At 68.5% G+C, this 15,341-nt stretch carries 7 protein-coding genes; all 7 read left to right on the top strand.

All coding sequences use genetic code 11. The features are described 5' to 3' along the window. Positions 1-73 precede the first annotated feature (73 nt). The 7 genes from D2E22_RS06900 to D2E22_RS06930 all read left to right on the top strand — a co-directional run bounded on the left by D2E22_RS06900 (position 74) and on the right by D2E22_RS06930 (position 15,184). Entirely contained in the window at positions 74-1,495 is a 1,422-nt protein-coding gene (locus D2E22_RS06900) for a serine/threonine-protein kinase (RefSeq protein ID WP_126032365.1), read from the top strand. A gap of 52 nt (positions 1,496-1,547) precedes the next feature. Further along, on the top strand, positions 1,548-7,517 hold the full coding sequence (locus tag D2E22_RS06905) for a fibronectin type III domain-containing protein (protein ID WP_126032366.1): 5,970 nt from the start codon (positions 1,548-1,550) through the stop codon (positions 7,515-7,517). Positions 7,518-7,595: 78 nt separating this feature from the next. Continuing rightward, the gene (locus D2E22_RS06910; RefSeq protein WP_126032367.1) at positions 7,596-9,050 is read left to right on the top strand and encodes an AAA family ATPase; all 1,455 of its coding nucleotides are present in this window, start codon (positions 7,596-7,598) and stop codon (positions 9,048-9,050) included. A 126-nt stretch (positions 9,051-9,176) separates the two neighbouring features. Next, positions 9,177-10,403, top strand: coding sequence for a DUF58 domain-containing protein (locus D2E22_RS06915; protein WP_126032368.1), 1,227 nt, complete (start codon positions 9,177-9,179; stop codon positions 10,401-10,403). Beyond that, a complete protein-coding gene (locus D2E22_RS06920; protein ID WP_241218280.1) occupies positions 10,400-12,928 on the top strand; it encodes a transglutaminase TgpA family protein in 2,529 nt (842 codons plus the stop codon). The genes D2E22_RS06915 and D2E22_RS06920 overlap by 4 nt, the downstream gene beginning before the upstream one ends. A gap of 36 nt (positions 12,929-12,964) precedes the next feature. Next, on the top strand, positions 12,965-14,176 hold the full coding sequence (locus D2E22_RS06925; RefSeq protein WP_126032369.1) for a PP2C family protein-serine/threonine phosphatase: 1,212 nt from the start codon (positions 12,965-12,967) through the stop codon (positions 14,174-14,176). A 171-nt stretch (positions 14,177-14,347) separates the two neighbouring features. Next, positions 14,348-15,184, top strand: coding sequence for a variant leucine-rich repeat-containing protein (locus D2E22_RS06930; protein WP_478212999.1), 837 nt, complete (start codon positions 14,348-14,350; stop codon positions 15,182-15,184). Positions 15,185-15,341: the final 157 nt, after the last annotated feature.

Consider the following 15,341-nt stretch of genomic DNA (forward strand, 5'->3'; position numbering starts at 1 on the left):
CGCGCGCGTTTCGAGGCGGCCCCGGGGGCGGAACCGCGTCGGCGGGGCCGCGAAGAGGAACGGAATCGGATTCATGCCACAGAGGACCGCATCCACGGCCGCACATACACCGGCGGGCACCCCGGCGCCCCCGCGCCTGCGGGGCTACCGCTACGTGGGCGTCATCGGCAAGGGGTCGACGGCCTACGTCTTCCGCTACCGGCAGGAGGCGACCGAACGCGACGTGGCGATCAAGGTCGGCACGACGCACCTCGACTCGAAGGCCGGCGCGCGCTTCAAGACCGAAGCGGTCTTCATGGCGTCGCTGCAGCATCCGAACATCCTCACCGTCCACGGCGCCGGCGTCACCGACGACGGACGCCCGTACACGATCTTCGAATACGCTCCCGCCGGCTCGGTCAAGGACATCATCGCCACGCAGGGCGTCTACCCGGTCGACAGGACGCTCGACTACGGCGTGCAGCTCGCGAGCGCGCTGTATCTGGCGCACCGCAACAACACCGTGCACCGAGACCTCAAGACGAGCAACATCCTGATCACGGCGCAGGGCGTGCCGGCGATCGCCGACTTCGGCATCGCGACGAACATCTACGACCACCGCAGCACCGGCTATTCGCCGCCGTGGGCGCCGCCGGAGGTCATCGCCTCGCGCGGCTCGGGCGACGACCGCAGCGACATCTACTCGCTCGCGGCGACGCTGTACGCGATGCTCGCCGGCAAGTCGCCGTTCGAATACGCGTACGACCCGCACACGATCGACGAGCTCGTCGACTGCATCATGCACAAGCCGGTGCCGCCGATCAACCGCGCCGACGTGCCGCAGTCGCTGCAGCAGGTGCTGCTCAAGGCGCTCGCCCCGGACCCGGCGAACCGCTATTTCACGGCCGTCGAGTTCGCGCGCGCGTTGCAGGAGGTGCAGATCCAGCTGTACGGGCACGCCACGCCGGTCAACGTGCAGGGCATCGAGCCGTATCCGACGCGCGCCGCGATGGCGACGGCGGGCGCGCAGGGCGCGCTGCCGGCCGCGCCGGCGAAGCCGAAGGACCGCAGGCCGCTCATCATCGCGGCCGTCGTGCTCGTCGTGCTCGCCGTGCTCGGCGTCGTCTTCGCCGCCGTCATCCTGCCGAACATCGACCATTCGGGGGACACGGGGACGGCCGCCGTCGTCAACCCGGGCATGAACGGCACCTCGGGAGGCGACGACGATGACGACGGCACCACGACGACGGTGCCCTCGCCGATCGAACTGTCCGGCGCCTATGCGGGCGACACCGTCAAGTTCACGTGGAGCAACCCCGACCCGCAGGACGGCGACCGCTACGCATGGTCGGTCATCAACGGCACGGGCTCCGGGCAGGCGAACGCGAAGCTGATCGAGGGGACGTCGGTCGAGGTCCCGGCCTCGGACGGCGCGCAGACCTGCATCCAGGTGAGCATCGTGCGCCAGGACCGGCGCATGTCGTCTACGCCGGCGACCGCCTGCGCGGTCAAGTGAACGGCACGGACGGCGGCACAGGCACTACGGGGACGACGGAGAAGAGGCAACGATGAAGTTCAACGGCAGGCGCACGAACGACGGATACGAACGTGGCACGCGGCGCAAGGAACGGCTGCGCTCGATCATGCGCACCGGCAGGAGGCCATGGATCGTGCCGCTCGTGTGCCTGCTCGCCGTGCTCGCCGTCATCATCGGCGCGTTCATCGTCAGCTCGGTCACCGAACGCCACCTCAAGCTCGACGACGGCACCGTGTGGGTGACGTCGCTCAACGACGGCAAGGCGGCGCGCTTCAACGTGACGCTGCAGGAGGCGGACGTGGCCGTCATGGCCACCGGCGCGCAGTTCGACGTCGCGCAGGCGGGCGCCGTCACGATGCTCGACGAGGACGCGTCGACGGCGTCGATCGACCAGTCGACGGTGTCGATGGCCGACACGACGCCGACGAAGAACGGCATCCGCACCTATGTGGGCGGCGAGACCGTCGCGATGGTCGACACGCAGCGCGGCAGCGTCTGGGTCGGCGACGCCTCCGACATCAAATCGATCCGTCCCGTCGACAGCGACCCGACGATGAAGCTCGGCGTCGGCGGCAAGGTCGTCGTCACGCACGACGGCACCGTCTACGGCTACCGTCCGCGCGACGCGAAGGTCCTCGCCGTCGAACCGGGCACGTCGATGGAGCCGCGCGAGGTCGCGAAACTCGCCGACGGCGCGCAAAGCGCCGACTCGTTCACCGTCGTCGGCGACCATCCGGTCATCGCCTCCGGCGACCGTCTCATCTGGGACGACGGCGGCGCCGAGTTCAAGGACGCGGGTCCGCTGACGCTGCAGGCGCCGAGCGCCGACGGAGGACAGACCGACTGGGTCGCCGCCGGCGCGCAAAGCGGCCTGGCGCTCGTCGACCTCTCATCGAAGAACGGCGACCCGCGCCTGCTGAGCTCGGGGGCCAAGGGCGAACCGGCGCAGCCGGTCTCGGTCGGCGGCTGCGTGCAGGGCGCGTGGGCGCAGAAGGCGCACAACGCGATCAAGGTGTGCTCGGCCGGCTCGGACGCGCAGTTCAAGACGCTCGAGGAGGTCACGCCCACCTCGCAGCTCGTCTACCGCGTCAACCACCGCCGCGCCGTGCTCAACGACGTGCTCAACGGCAACCTGTGGGACCCGGACGTCGACACGAGCGTCATCAAGATCCAGTGGAAGAAGATCGAGACCAAACAGGAAAGCCGCGAGCAGAACAGCGACGAGTCGACGAACAGCAAGCGCAACTTCGAGAAGCAGTGCTCGTCGAAATCCGGCCAGATCAAGGCCGAGGACGACGAGTTCGGCGCGCGCGTCGGCTCCCACCAGATCCTCGACGTGCTCAGGAACGACGAGCAGACCGACTGCTCGGTGCTGCGCATCACGTCGGTGAGCGCGCCGAAGAACAGCTCGCTCACCGTCTCGCCGATCTACGACGGCCGCTACCTGCAGCTCAACGCCTCCGACGCGTCGGCCGGCACGGCGACCTTCACCTACGAGATCAGCGACGGCCGCGACCAGACGAGCTCGGCGACGGTCACGCTCAAAATCGAATCCAACTCCGGCAACCACGCGCCGCGCCAGGTCGAGACGCCCGAGCAGATCGACGTCGAACAGGGCGCGAGCTACACCGGCAACGCGCTCGGCGGCTTCACCGACGAGGACGGCGACCCGCTCACGCTCGTCGACGCGCACGTCGAGAACACCGAGGAGGCCACCGTCTCGACGCGCGCCGACGGCCAGCTCACGTTCAACGCCGGATCGATGAACTCGGGACGCGCGACCGTCAAACTCACCGTCTCCGACGGCAAGGAGACTGCGACCGGCACGATGTACTTCGCCGTGCGCCCGGCGCACACGCTGCCGGCGAGCATCGACCCGGTCGTCAAGAAGACGACGCCGAACACGCCGACGCAGATCGACCTCAAACCCTATGTGCACGGCACATCCGTCGACCCGGTCAAGATCAGCGACGTCGAAGCCCCCGACAAGACGACGGCCTCGCCGCACCCCTCGGACATGGGCTTCACGTTCACGGCGCAGCAGACCGGCACCTACTACGTCTCCTACACGGCCACGCAGGGCGCGATCCCGGCGACCGGCCTCGTGCGCGTCGAGGTCGAGGCGCTCGCGAAGGACGAGGCGCGCCCGGTCGCCGCGAACGACGTCGCGCTGCTCGGCGCCGACAACACGGCGATCGTCGAGCCGCTGTCGAACGACGTCGACCCGCTCGGCGGCGTCCTTTCGGTGACCGACGTGAGGGCGCCGGCCGATTCGAGCATCAAGGCCGGCATCGTCTCGAACAAGCGCGTCTACCTGACGGCCATGCAGCTGCCGACGGCGCCCGTCGAGATCGAATACACGGTCGCGAACGCGTCCGGATCGTCGACCGGCACGATCGTGCTGCAGCCGCCGGCGTTGTCCGGCGCGAGCAGCGCGCCGAAGGCGAGCAACGTCGACGTCTCGGTGCGCACCGGCGGCATCGTCTCCGTCGACGTGCCCGACCATGTCACCTACGCGGACGGCACGACGATCACGTTGAGCAACAAGCTGCAGTACGACACGAGCACGTTCAAGGGACTCGTGTTCGTCTCCTCCGACATCGTACGCTACCAGGCGCCGGGCGAACCGGGCTCCTACCCGGTGACCTACACCGTCACCGACACGCTCGGCAACAGCGCGTCCGCGACGATCACCTTCAACGTCCACCGCGCCGACGCCGACGCGAAGGCCGCCGCGAGCCCGAAGGACGTCGAGGCGCAGGTCGCCGCCGGCCAGAAGATCCGCATCCCGATCACGCTGCGCGGCATCGACAACGACGGCGACGACGTGCAGCTGCTCGGCCTGGGCAACACGGCGCCCCAGCTCGGCCGCATCAGCGAGGTCGGCGCCGACTACCTCGTCTACGAGGCCTATGAGGATTCGTCGGGCACCGACGAGTTCAGCTACGCGGTCGAGGACTGGACCGGGCGGCGCGCGCAGGCGAACGTGCGCGTCGGCATCTTCAAGAGCGGCGCGAACTCGAGCGTCTACGCGCGAGACGACACGGTGACATTGCGCCCGAACACGGCGACGACGGTGCCGGTGCTGCTCAACGACGTCTCGAGCGACGACGGCGAGCTCACCGTCGCGAAGGAGCTCGAGGCGCAGGGCGTCACCGACGCGAAGGTGACGAACGACATGGTCTCGTTCACGACGCCGTCGACCGCCGGCACCGGCTACATCGTCTACACGATCAGCAACAAGGCGGGCATCACCGACCGCGCGACGCTCACCGTCAACGTCGACCCGGATGCACCGATCGAACCGCCGACCGCCTACGACTACCATGTGCCGGCGATCGCGACGATCGACAAGCGCTCGGTCGACGTCGACGTCTCGAAGTTCATCGCGAACCCCTCCGGCTCGAGCGACGTGCTCGCCGTCGACGTCGACGAGTCGGCGCGCGACCACGCGCACATGGCCTCCGGCAAGCCGACGACGATCTCGATCGAACTGACCGACGAGGCGCGCGCCGTGCCGTACACGGTCACGAACACCGAGCACGGCATCACGTCGACGGCCTTCATCATGGTGCCCGCCTACGGCGTCTTCCCGCCGCAGCTGCGCCCGAAGGCGCCGCCGCTGACCGTCAACGCCGGCTCGTCGATCACGATCAACGTCGCCGACTACGTGCGCGTCGGCGTCGGCAAGACGGCCGTCGTCGAGAAGGATTCGGTCAGCGCGACGAAGGCCGCGAACTCCGACCTCTACGTCAACGACCAGACGCTCAAGTTCACGGCGGCGAAGGACTACGGCGGCCCCGCGTCGATCACCTTCACGGTGACCGACGGCAAGCGCGAGGGCAAGGGCAACGTGAAGATCATCAATTCGTCGGTCATCACGTTGCCGATCACCGTCATCGGCCATGAGGTGCCGGCGCCGACCTTCTCGTCGACGACCGTCGACGTCGTGGCCGGCGAAAGCCCGACGACGATCGACCTGCGCGCGTTGACGCACACGACCGAATCCGACGAGGACGCGAAGTTCAGGTATTCGGGAGGCACGGACTCCGGCGCCATCACGGCGAGCGTGAACGCCGACGGCAAGCTCACCGTGAGCGCCGACACGACGGCGAAGCCGGGCGCGACCGCGTCGATCCCGATCTCGATCGCCTACGGCGACAACGGCGGCGTCGTGCAGGCGGGCATCACCGCGCGCGTGACGGCGTCGACGCGTCCGCTCGCGCGCGTCAACGGCACGACGACGCGGATCAAGGCCGGCGAGACGAAGCATGTCGACGTGCTCGCCGACGCCTACAACCCGTTCCCCGATTCGCCGCTCAAGATCGTGTCCGCGTCCTGCGACGACGGCGGCAAGCTGTCCGTGTCGGTCGACGGCTCGCGCATCTCGGTGACGGCGGCGAAGGACATCGGCGCATCGTCGACGCGTGTCCTCGTGACGGTGGGCGACGCGACCGGCAGCGCCGACCGCCAGGTGACGGCCACCTACACGTTCTCGGTCGTCGACAGGCCGGACGCGCCGATCTTCTCCGCGATCTCAGGCGAAGCGCAGGACAGCGCCGTGTCGCTGTCCTGGACGCCGGGCAACGCGAACGGCAGCCCGATCACCGACTACGAGGTCAGCTGGGACGGCGGCAAGAAGTCGTGCGGCGCCGTGACCGCCTGCCAGATCACCGGGCTCAAGAACGGCACCGAATACACGTTCACCGTGCGTGCGCAGAACGAGGTCGGCTGGTCCGATTCGTCGAAGCCGGTCTCCGCGACGCCGGACAAGGTGCCCGACGCGCCGCAGAACGTGAAGGCCACCGGAGGCTACAAGAACGTGCATGTGTCCTGGACCGCGCCGAAAGACACGGCGAGCGCGCCGACCGGGTACACGGTCATGGTCAACGGCACGCCGCACGCCTCTGAAGGCACGCGCACGGATCTCGACATTCCCGTGGATGGGGACGGCAAGCTTTCGATCACCGTCAGCGCGACGAACAAGATCGGCGCCGGCAAGCCGAGCGAGCCCATACCGGTGAACGATGCGTATGGCGACCCTGAGCCGCCGAACATCACCATCGCGCAGACGAAGGATGACAACATCCTCGTCACGACGAAGACCGGCAACCTGCATGGCGCCGGATGCTCGACGATCGAAATCGTCGGCCACAAATCGATTGGATGCGGCGTTTCCATGGAGATTCCGATCACGCATGAGATGTACCTCACCGATTTCAAGGTCGATGCGATCCTCAAACCAGCCAAGGCAAAAGCATCCGAGGCGAAGGCGACGTCGAACACGATCAGGATCACGGCGGACACCGGCACCGTCACGATCACCGATGTCTCGGTGCGCGATAACAACATCTGCACGGCGGCGTGGTCGCATAGCGGCAAGGTCGACGACGTGCAGTTCACCTTCGGCCCGGAATCCGGCACGAAAGGCGCCAGCGATTCCGCCGAAGTGCGCATCGGACAGTGGGAGCAGTGCCCGACGATCACGGTAACGCCACGCTTCAAGGGGCAGAACGGCACTCCGGTCTCGAAGGATCATGGCTACATCTACAAGACGAACCCGGGCATCCACTCCGGATTCGCGCTGAAATGGGATACGAACGAGCGCAACAGGATTCAGATCGTCAACAACGGATTCGACCTTTACAGTCAGAAGGCATCCTTCACTCTGACGATTGGCGACAAGACATACCCATTCAATCAAACGTCCACATTCGTCGATGTGGACGAGGACACCGGCGATACGGCTCGCTGGGAGCTCCTCGTGCAGTTCGAGAAGGAACCGCAGTATTCCGCCACTGCGGACGGTACGATCAACGGCATACGCAAGCCGAAGCCCGCCCCGACGCCCGATCCTTCGCCATCGCCGAGCGAGCCGGAGCCGTCGCCATCGCCATCGGAGGACGGCGAGACGCAGCCGAGCGCCTTCCTCGAGCGTTCGCTGCGCCCCTACGGGCGGCTCGTCGCCGTGCCGGGCAGGCAGTCGATGGTGTTCCTGTGACCGGTCGCACCACGGACGAATCATCGACGCAACAACTCATCAACACATCGAACCATCATCAACACAAGGAGTCAGCAGATGACGAAGCACAACGAGACCCCGCACGGGCAGGACATCGACGAGGAGACGGTGCTCGCCGGCGCACATGAATCGGCCGTCGAGGACGCGGCCGCCGCGAGCGCCGACGAGACGGTGCTCGCGGGCGCGTCGACGCCGAGGCCGTCGGTGCCGCATGTCGTCATGCCCGATCTGCCGACGCGCGAGATGTTCGAGCACACGCATACGGCGGGCGACACCGACCTCGACGGCGACGGCACGGTCCTCGCCTCGACGCCGGCCGCCTCGACAAGTGCGCCGGCCGCTTCGTCGGCGTCGACAACTCCGGCCACGCCGGTCCGCGTCGCCGAGACGCTCGTCGCCTCGTCCCAGACGGCGGCGCCGGCGGCCGCCCCGTCCGTCGCGTCCGCCGCGCACACGCCGTCCGCGCCCTCCTCCCCCGCGCTCGGCGGCACGACGGCGACCGTCCACAACGCGCTGCCGCCGATCGGCGCCGTCGCCGGCGCCGGCACGGCGAGCAACGAGGAGATCGCCGACTTCAAGCGCCACTTCTCGGCGATCGTCGACAACGTCTCGCAGGCCGTCGTCGGCAAGGAGACACCGGTCCGCCAGTGCGTCACCGCGCTCGTCGCCGGCGGCCACGTGCTGCTCGAGGACAATCCGGGCACCGGCAAGACGCAGCTCGCCCGCGCGCTTGCGAACTCGGTCAGCGTCTCGTTCAAGCGCATCCAATTCACGCCGGACCTGCTGCCGTCGGACGTCGTCGGCGTCACGTTCTACGACCAGAAGACCGGCGAGTTCAGCTTCCGCGAAGGCCCGATCTTCGCATCGATCGTCCTCGCCGACGAGATCAACCGAGCCTCGCCGAAGACGCAGTCGGCGATGCTCGAGGTCATGGAGGAGCAGAAGGTGACCGTCGACGGCCATACGCATCCGGTGCCGCAGCCCTTCATCGTCATCGCGACGCAGAACCCGGTCGAGCAGCTCGGCACCTACAAACTGCCCGAAGCACAGATGGACCGTTTCCTGATCAAGACGACGATCGGCTACCCGTCCACCGAATACAGCCTCGACATCCTGCGCCAGGTAAACATCACCGACCGCGCCGGCGAGCTCAAGGCCGTCGCGGGCGGCGACGACATCCTCGCGATGCGCACGATCGCGAACAAGGTCAGGGTCGCCGACGCGATCCTCGAATACATCATGCGCATCGTCGAAAGCACCCGCCATGACGAAAGCATCGCCGTCGGCTCGTCGATGCGCGGCGCGCTCGCGCTCACGCGCTGCGCCCGCGTCTGGGCGGCCGCCGACGGCCGCGGCTACGTGATCCCCGACGACGTCAAGGCGCTCGCCGTGCCGGTACTCGCCCACCGCATCCTGCTGACGTCGGACGCCGTGTTCGCGGCGAACACCCCCGAGGACGTGCTCACGCGGATCCTCGGCGAGATCCCCGCGCCGCAGCTCGACGTGCGCTGATCGCCGCATTGTGCACCGATGTGGATTGCGATGTGGAACTTCGCCGCCGACAATCCACATCGCCGCCGACATCGCCAATCCCGTTTTTCCCCCCTCACCTCGTCGTCCCATCGGAAGGTTCATCCCATGACCGATTCCGCACTGCGCGCCAGAGCGCGCAAACGCGCGTTCATCCGCGGCTGGAGCCGATTCACGCGCCGCGCGCGCCACGTCGTCACCGCCTACGTCTCGCCGCTCGGATGGACGGCGCTCGCGCTCGCCGTCGCCGGGCTCGTCCTCTACCTCACGCTCGGATGGGCGGAGATGCTCGCGCTGTGCCTCGTGCTCGTGACGATGCTGCTCGCCGCGCTCGTCCTGTCGATCGGCAACACGTCCTTCGACGCGGCGATCGAAGTCTCCGACCGCCGCGTCGGCGTCGGCGACGAGGTCGCGGTGCAGGTCGACGTCACCAACCCGGGCACGACGCCGACGGCGAGCGCCCGCGCCGACCTTCCGCTCGGCCACGAGCACGAACGGTTCTCGATCCCGATGCTCGCGGCGCGCCAGTCGAAGCACACGACGGTCACGTTCCGCGCACTGTCGCGCTCGGTGCTCGACGTCGGCCCGCTGACGATCCGCAAGGGCGACCCCTTCGGCCTGATGCGGCATGAGCATCAGCTCGCCGAGCACTTCAACGTCTACATCCATCCGGACATCGTCATGCTCGACTCGCTGCACGCCGGCATCCCGCGCGATCTCGAAGGCAACCCGAGCGGCGACATCGTCGACGACGACCTCGACTTCTACGGCCTGCGCGAATACGAGCCCGGCGACGACGTGCGCCACGTCCACTGGCTCAGCTCGGCGCGCACGCGCACATTGATGCTGCGCCAGTACGAGGCGACGCGCCGCACCGACACGTCGGTGACGCTCGACGTCAACCCGGACGACTACATGAGCAAGGACGAGTTCGAGCTCGCCGTCAGCGTGCACGCGTCGATCGGCGTGCAGGCGCTGCTCGAGGACCGGCCGCTCTACACGCATGTGGCGCGCACGAACCTCAACCCGCGCAACCCGATGGAGCTGCTCGACATGTGCAGCGCGATCGAACCCGACTTCCGCGACCGGCGCAACCTCGCGCAGGAGGCGCTCGCCGCGACGCCGGACGCGTCCTTCTACTGCTTCACCGTGGGCCATGCGAAGCCGCTCGACGACATCCGCCGCATGATGATGGCGCTGCCGCCGAACGCGACCTGCCTCGTGCTGCAGACGACGCCGAACGAGCCGCGCACGCTGCGCCGCTTCCCCGACTTCACGTTGGCGACCGTCAACACGCTCGACGACCTTCCGCAGATCATGGGGGCACTGAGATGAGCATGGCACCGACTCCGATTCCCGACGTCTCGTTGACGACCGGCGGCACGCAGACGTCGACCGAGACCGGTTCGTGGGCGATGACGACGCATTCGGTCATCTGGTCGACGAACACCGGCAGGCCGACGCACCGCATCGTGCGCGAGAAGACCGAGGCGCGCCCCGCGCTCGTCTCGTGCGCCGTCGTCGCCGTCGCGACGCTGCTGTGCGCCGCGAACCTCATCGACGTGTACGGATCGGCCGGCGCATGGGCGGCCGCCGCCGTGCCGGCCGCCGTGATCGGCGCGCTCATCGCCTTCGCCGGCGTCGCTCCGAGCCTGAGGCTGTGGTGGCAGCTGTTCTTCCTCGTGTTCGCGCAGTGGATCGTCGGTCCGGTCGTCTGCCTCAACGACACGACGATCGGCCATGTCATCCCCTCGCTCGATACGCTGCGGCTCGGCTGGCGCGAGACCTTCGGCTCGTTCAAGTACCTGATCGCGATCGAACCCCCGGTCGGCGACGCGCAGGGCGCGCTGCTCGCCGTGTGGACGCTGTGCCTGTGGACGGCGGCGATCGCCGGCTTCTTCGCATTGCTCGACGACCCGCGCTGGTCGGTCGCGTCGATCGCGCTCGAGATCGCGACGATGTGCGGGTGCGCGCTGCTCGGCACCGCGGACGGCGTCGCGCGCGTCCCCTGCGGCATCGCGTTCGCGTTGACGCTCATCGTCTGGCTGTCGTGGCGGATGCGGATGTTCGAGTCGGGACGCTGGATCAGTTCGCTCGTCATCGTCGTGCTCGCCGCGGCCGTCGCCTTCGGCGGCTGCCTGCTGCTGCCGGCGCAGCGCACGATCCTGCGCGACCACTACGAGCCGCCGCTGAGCCCGAACGACTACACGAGCCCGTTGAGCACGATGCGCGCCTACATCAAATCGTACAAGGACACGACGGTGCTCACCGTGCGCGGCCTGCCGGAGGGCACGGGCGTACGCCTCGCCGTCATGGACCGCTTCGACGGCAACGTCTGGAACCTCTCCGATTCGCGTGAGTCGCGCGATTCGGCGAACTACACGCGCGTCGGCACGTCGATCCGCAACGACGCCGAAGGCACGCCGTTCACGGCGACGTTCACGGTGCACGACGGCCTCGGCGACGACTGGCTGCCGCTCGCCGGCGCGGCCACGTCGGTGCGCTTCGGCGACGAGAAGAACGCCGAATCCTTCTACTACAACGTCGGCACCGACTCCGGCCTGCTGCGCGACGGCGTGAAGAAGGGGCTGACGTACACGGAAAGCGGCATCCTCCCCAACGAGCCGAACGACAAGCAGGTCGCCGAGGCCGAGGCGGCGCGCATCGACCAGCCGAAGGCCGACGACGTGCCGAACGAGGTCGGCAAGCTCGCGTCGGCGACGGCCGGCGGCAAGGCGCACGGCGGCGAGGCGGCGCAGCAGCTCGTCGCGATGCTGCGCGAGCAGGGCTGGTTCTCGCACGGCCTCGGCTCCGACTACCAGTCGAGTCCGGGACACGGCAACCATCGCATCGCGCAGCTGCTCGGCGGCGAAATGGTCGGCGACAGCGAACAGTACGCGTCGGCGATGGCGCTGATGGCGCGCGAGCTCGGCCTGCCCAGCCGCGTCGTGCTCGGCTTCCTGCCGAAGAACGAGGACGGCGACATCTCGAACGCGCGCACGCAGACCGACGGCGACGGCACCGTCATCGACTTCACCGGCAACGACGTGACCGCATGGGTCGAGATCAACCTCGAAGGATACGGCTGGGTTCCGTTCTATCCGACGCCGAAGGAGACGAAGACGCCGGACGACGACCAGAACCTCACGCCGCCGAATCCGCAGAACCTCGTGCGTCAGCCCCCGCTGCCGCTGACCGACCCCTTGCGCGACGAGACGAACACGACGAGCCAGTCGTCGTTCGGCGGCGCCGAGGCGGCCGAGGCGCCGGAGCCGTCGAAGTGGGCGCAGGCGGGGCATGTCATCGGCCAGGTCGCGCTCTACGGCTCGCCGGTGTGGATCATCCTGCTCATATGCGGCGCGATCCTGCTGGGCAAGGCCATCCAGCTCGCGATGCTGCGCAAGCGCGGACGGCCGCAGATGCGCATGGCCTCGGGCTGGCAGTCGATCGCCGTGCTCGCACGGCAGAGCGGCATCGACGCGCACGGCACACGCCGTGAGCAGGCGCACCAGATCACCGAGCAGCTCAAGCTCGATCCGACGGCGATGCAGTCCGCATGCCGTCAGGCCGACTACGCGACCTTCTCCGGGCAGGATGTCAGCGACGAGCAGGCGTCGGCGTACTGGAAGGGCATCGACGAGCTGCGTGCGGCGATGCTCGCGACGCTGCCGCGCATGCGGCGCTGGCGCACGAAGCTGTCGCTGCGCGGCGTGCGGCAGATGAAACCGGTCGATGTGACGGTCGGGTATCATAAGGCCGAGGCCACCGACGCGCAGCAGTCGGGGCCGCGTCGCGCCGGCGAATCCGGATCGGCGGACAGGAAGCACACGAAGCGCCGTTTCTCCCATGCACGTCACTGACGGCACGGCACGGGGAGACGGGTAGGAAGGATGCGCATGCAACAGGCGGTCATCAGTGTCGCTGCGCTCACCGACATCGGACGCAGGCGCCGCACGAACCAGGACAGCTGGCTCGCCGAGCGCGGCGTCTACATGGTCTGCGACGGCATGGGCGGCGAATCGGGCGGCGAGCGCGCAAGCGCGATCGCCGTCGAGGAGCTCGCCCAGCTCGCGCGGGAGGCGTCGCGCACGCGCGACTCGATCGACGAGACGCTCGAACGCGCGCAGTCGCGCACCCGTGCGCTCGGGCTCACGCTCGGCGGCATCGCCGGCACGACGGTCACCGGCGTCGTGCTGCCGCAGTGGTTCGCGGCCACCGGCGCGCGGCATGCCGTCGGCGGCGCGGACGACGACGCCGCGGACGTCGCGACGGCCGACGAACTCGAATGCGGCCGCGCGGACGGGGCGACGCATTTCGCCGACGCGCACAGGAAGCCGACGACGACGCATCATCCGAAGCACAGCGCGCGGTACAACGCGATCGCGACGCTCGGCGCGATCGACGAGCTGCGGCCGTTGTCCGGATTCGGCGACGACTGGGACATGACGCAGCCCGGCGCGGACGCGGCGGACGGGGCCGCGGCGGACGCCGAGCCGGCCGCGTCCGATGACGGCGCGCGCTTCGGCGAACACCGCGCCGACGTCGCGCCGGACGCATGGTCGATCGCAATCAGGCAGCTGCTGCCGGACGCCGAACCGCACGTGTGCTACGTCGTCAACGTCGGCGATTCGCGCACCTACCATATGGCCCCCGGCGCCGACGGCCGCTGGGACGCGGCGTCGCTCACGCAGATCACGCACGACCATTCGCGCCGGCAGGAGGCGATCGAGTCCGGCGAGATGACGCCCGAGGAGGCGCAGCGTTCGATCGCGCGCAACGTCATCACGCAGTGCATCGGCTCGCCGATGGGCATCCGCCCGGATTTCTTCATGGCGGACGCGGCCGGACGGTTCATCATCTGCTCCGACGGCTGCCACGGAGAGATCGATGATGCTACGATTGCACACGTTGCAGCGCAGCACGACACGGCCGACGCCGCGGCGCGCGCGTTGATCGACGCGTCGCTGGAGGCTGGTGGCGGCGACAACGTCACCGTCATCGTCGTCGACATGCCGTGGGACGCCGAGCGCGCCGAGGCATGGCACTGCGAACGGCTCGAGGTCGACGAGGACCTCTCGGACATCGACGACGCGACGCTGCAGACGTGAACGCGGCCGCTGACGGGCGCCGTACGGCCGTGAATACGATTGCACGGCGGATGTGAGACGGCGTGCGATCGAAAGCCGCGAAGACGATAAGTTAAGAAGACAAGGACATGGATTCGTCCTGCTCCGGCGCATGTTCCACGCGCCGGAACGAGGCGAGGGAAAGAGGAGCACATCATGGTCAGTTACGACGACGCCGTGGCGATCATCCAGGACCCGCAGGCCGACCCGGTCACGCTCGCGAAGGTCGCCTACGAGAATCCGGAATTCGGCGCGAACGTAGCCGCGCATCCGCGCGCCTATCCGGGACTGCTGCGTTGGATCGCGCAGTTCGGCGACGAGCGCGCGCGCACGACCGTCGCGCAGCTCGGCTATCAGGCGCAGCTCGGCGCCGTCGAGGACCGTCAGGTCGATGACGCCGCAATGGACGAGGCCGCCGCCATCGCCACGGCGATCGACGCCGCGCAGGCGAACGCCGCCGCACGCCCGGCCGCGAACAACGCGGCCGCCGGCCTCGTCATGGATGCCGCGTCCGCCGGCGCCAACTCGCATCCGATTGCATCCCAGACCGGCACCGTCGAATACGCGAGCGCCGAGGCGCAGCCGGTCTCCTTCGAGCCGGCGCAGCAGACCGGAGTCGACATGCTCAGCGCGCATTTCGACGACATCGGCATGGACGCGTCGCAAACGAACATGGACGCCTCGCAGCCCGCCCTCTCCCCCGCCGTCGCCGCACCCGACATGGCGCAGGCCGAACAGCCGGCGGTGGATCAGGCGCAGCCGGCGCAGGCGTACGCGCAGATCCAGGCGACGAACCCCTACGGATTCACGGCCGAGATCGCGATGACGACGCCGGATACGACGGTCATGCAGCAGATCGCGCAGTACGCGCCCGAACTGCATCCGGCGCTCGCGCAGAACCCGTACATCTATCCGGAACTGCTCAACTGGCTCGGCATGCTCGGCGAACCGGCGACGAACGCGTCGATCGCCCAGCGCCAGCAGCACTGAGCCCACACGCATACGACCGCGGGGCCGGACGGGGATCATGCGGATTCCCCGGCCGGCCCCGCGGTCGTATGCGGTTCAATTCGGTTTGCGAGCATCCCGTGCGGGCCACGACCCGGCATGATCGCAAACCGGACGGAACCGGTCAGCCAGACGTCCG

Origin of the sequence: Bifidobacterium castoris (assembly GCF_003952025.1) — a bacterium.
GTDB lineage: Bacteria > Actinomycetota > Actinomycetes > Actinomycetales > Bifidobacteriaceae > Bifidobacterium > Bifidobacterium castoris.

Bases quoted from the DNA above. Each gene is read 5' to 3' on its own strand.
- D2E22_RS06925 (WP_126032369.1), top strand. From the start codon at position 12,965: ATGCAACAGGCGGTCATCAGTGTCGCTGCGCTCACCGACATCGGACGC.
- D2E22_RS06915 (WP_126032368.1), top strand. From the start codon at position 9,177: ATGACCGATTCCGCACTGCGCGCCAGAGCGCGCAAACGCGCGTTCATC.
- D2E22_RS06920 (WP_241218280.1), top strand. From the start codon at position 10,400: ATGAGCATGGCACCGACTCCGATTCCCGACGTCTCGTTGACGACCGGC.
- D2E22_RS06905 (WP_126032366.1), top strand. From the start codon at position 1,548: ATGAAGTTCAACGGCAGGCGCACGAACGACGGATACGAACGTGGCACG.
- D2E22_RS06910 (WP_126032367.1), top strand. From the start codon at position 7,596: ATGACGAAGCACAACGAGACCCCGCACGGGCAGGACATCGACGAGGAG.
- D2E22_RS06900 (WP_126032365.1), top strand. From the start codon at position 74: ATGCCACAGAGGACCGCATCCACGGCCGCACATACACCGGCGGGCACC.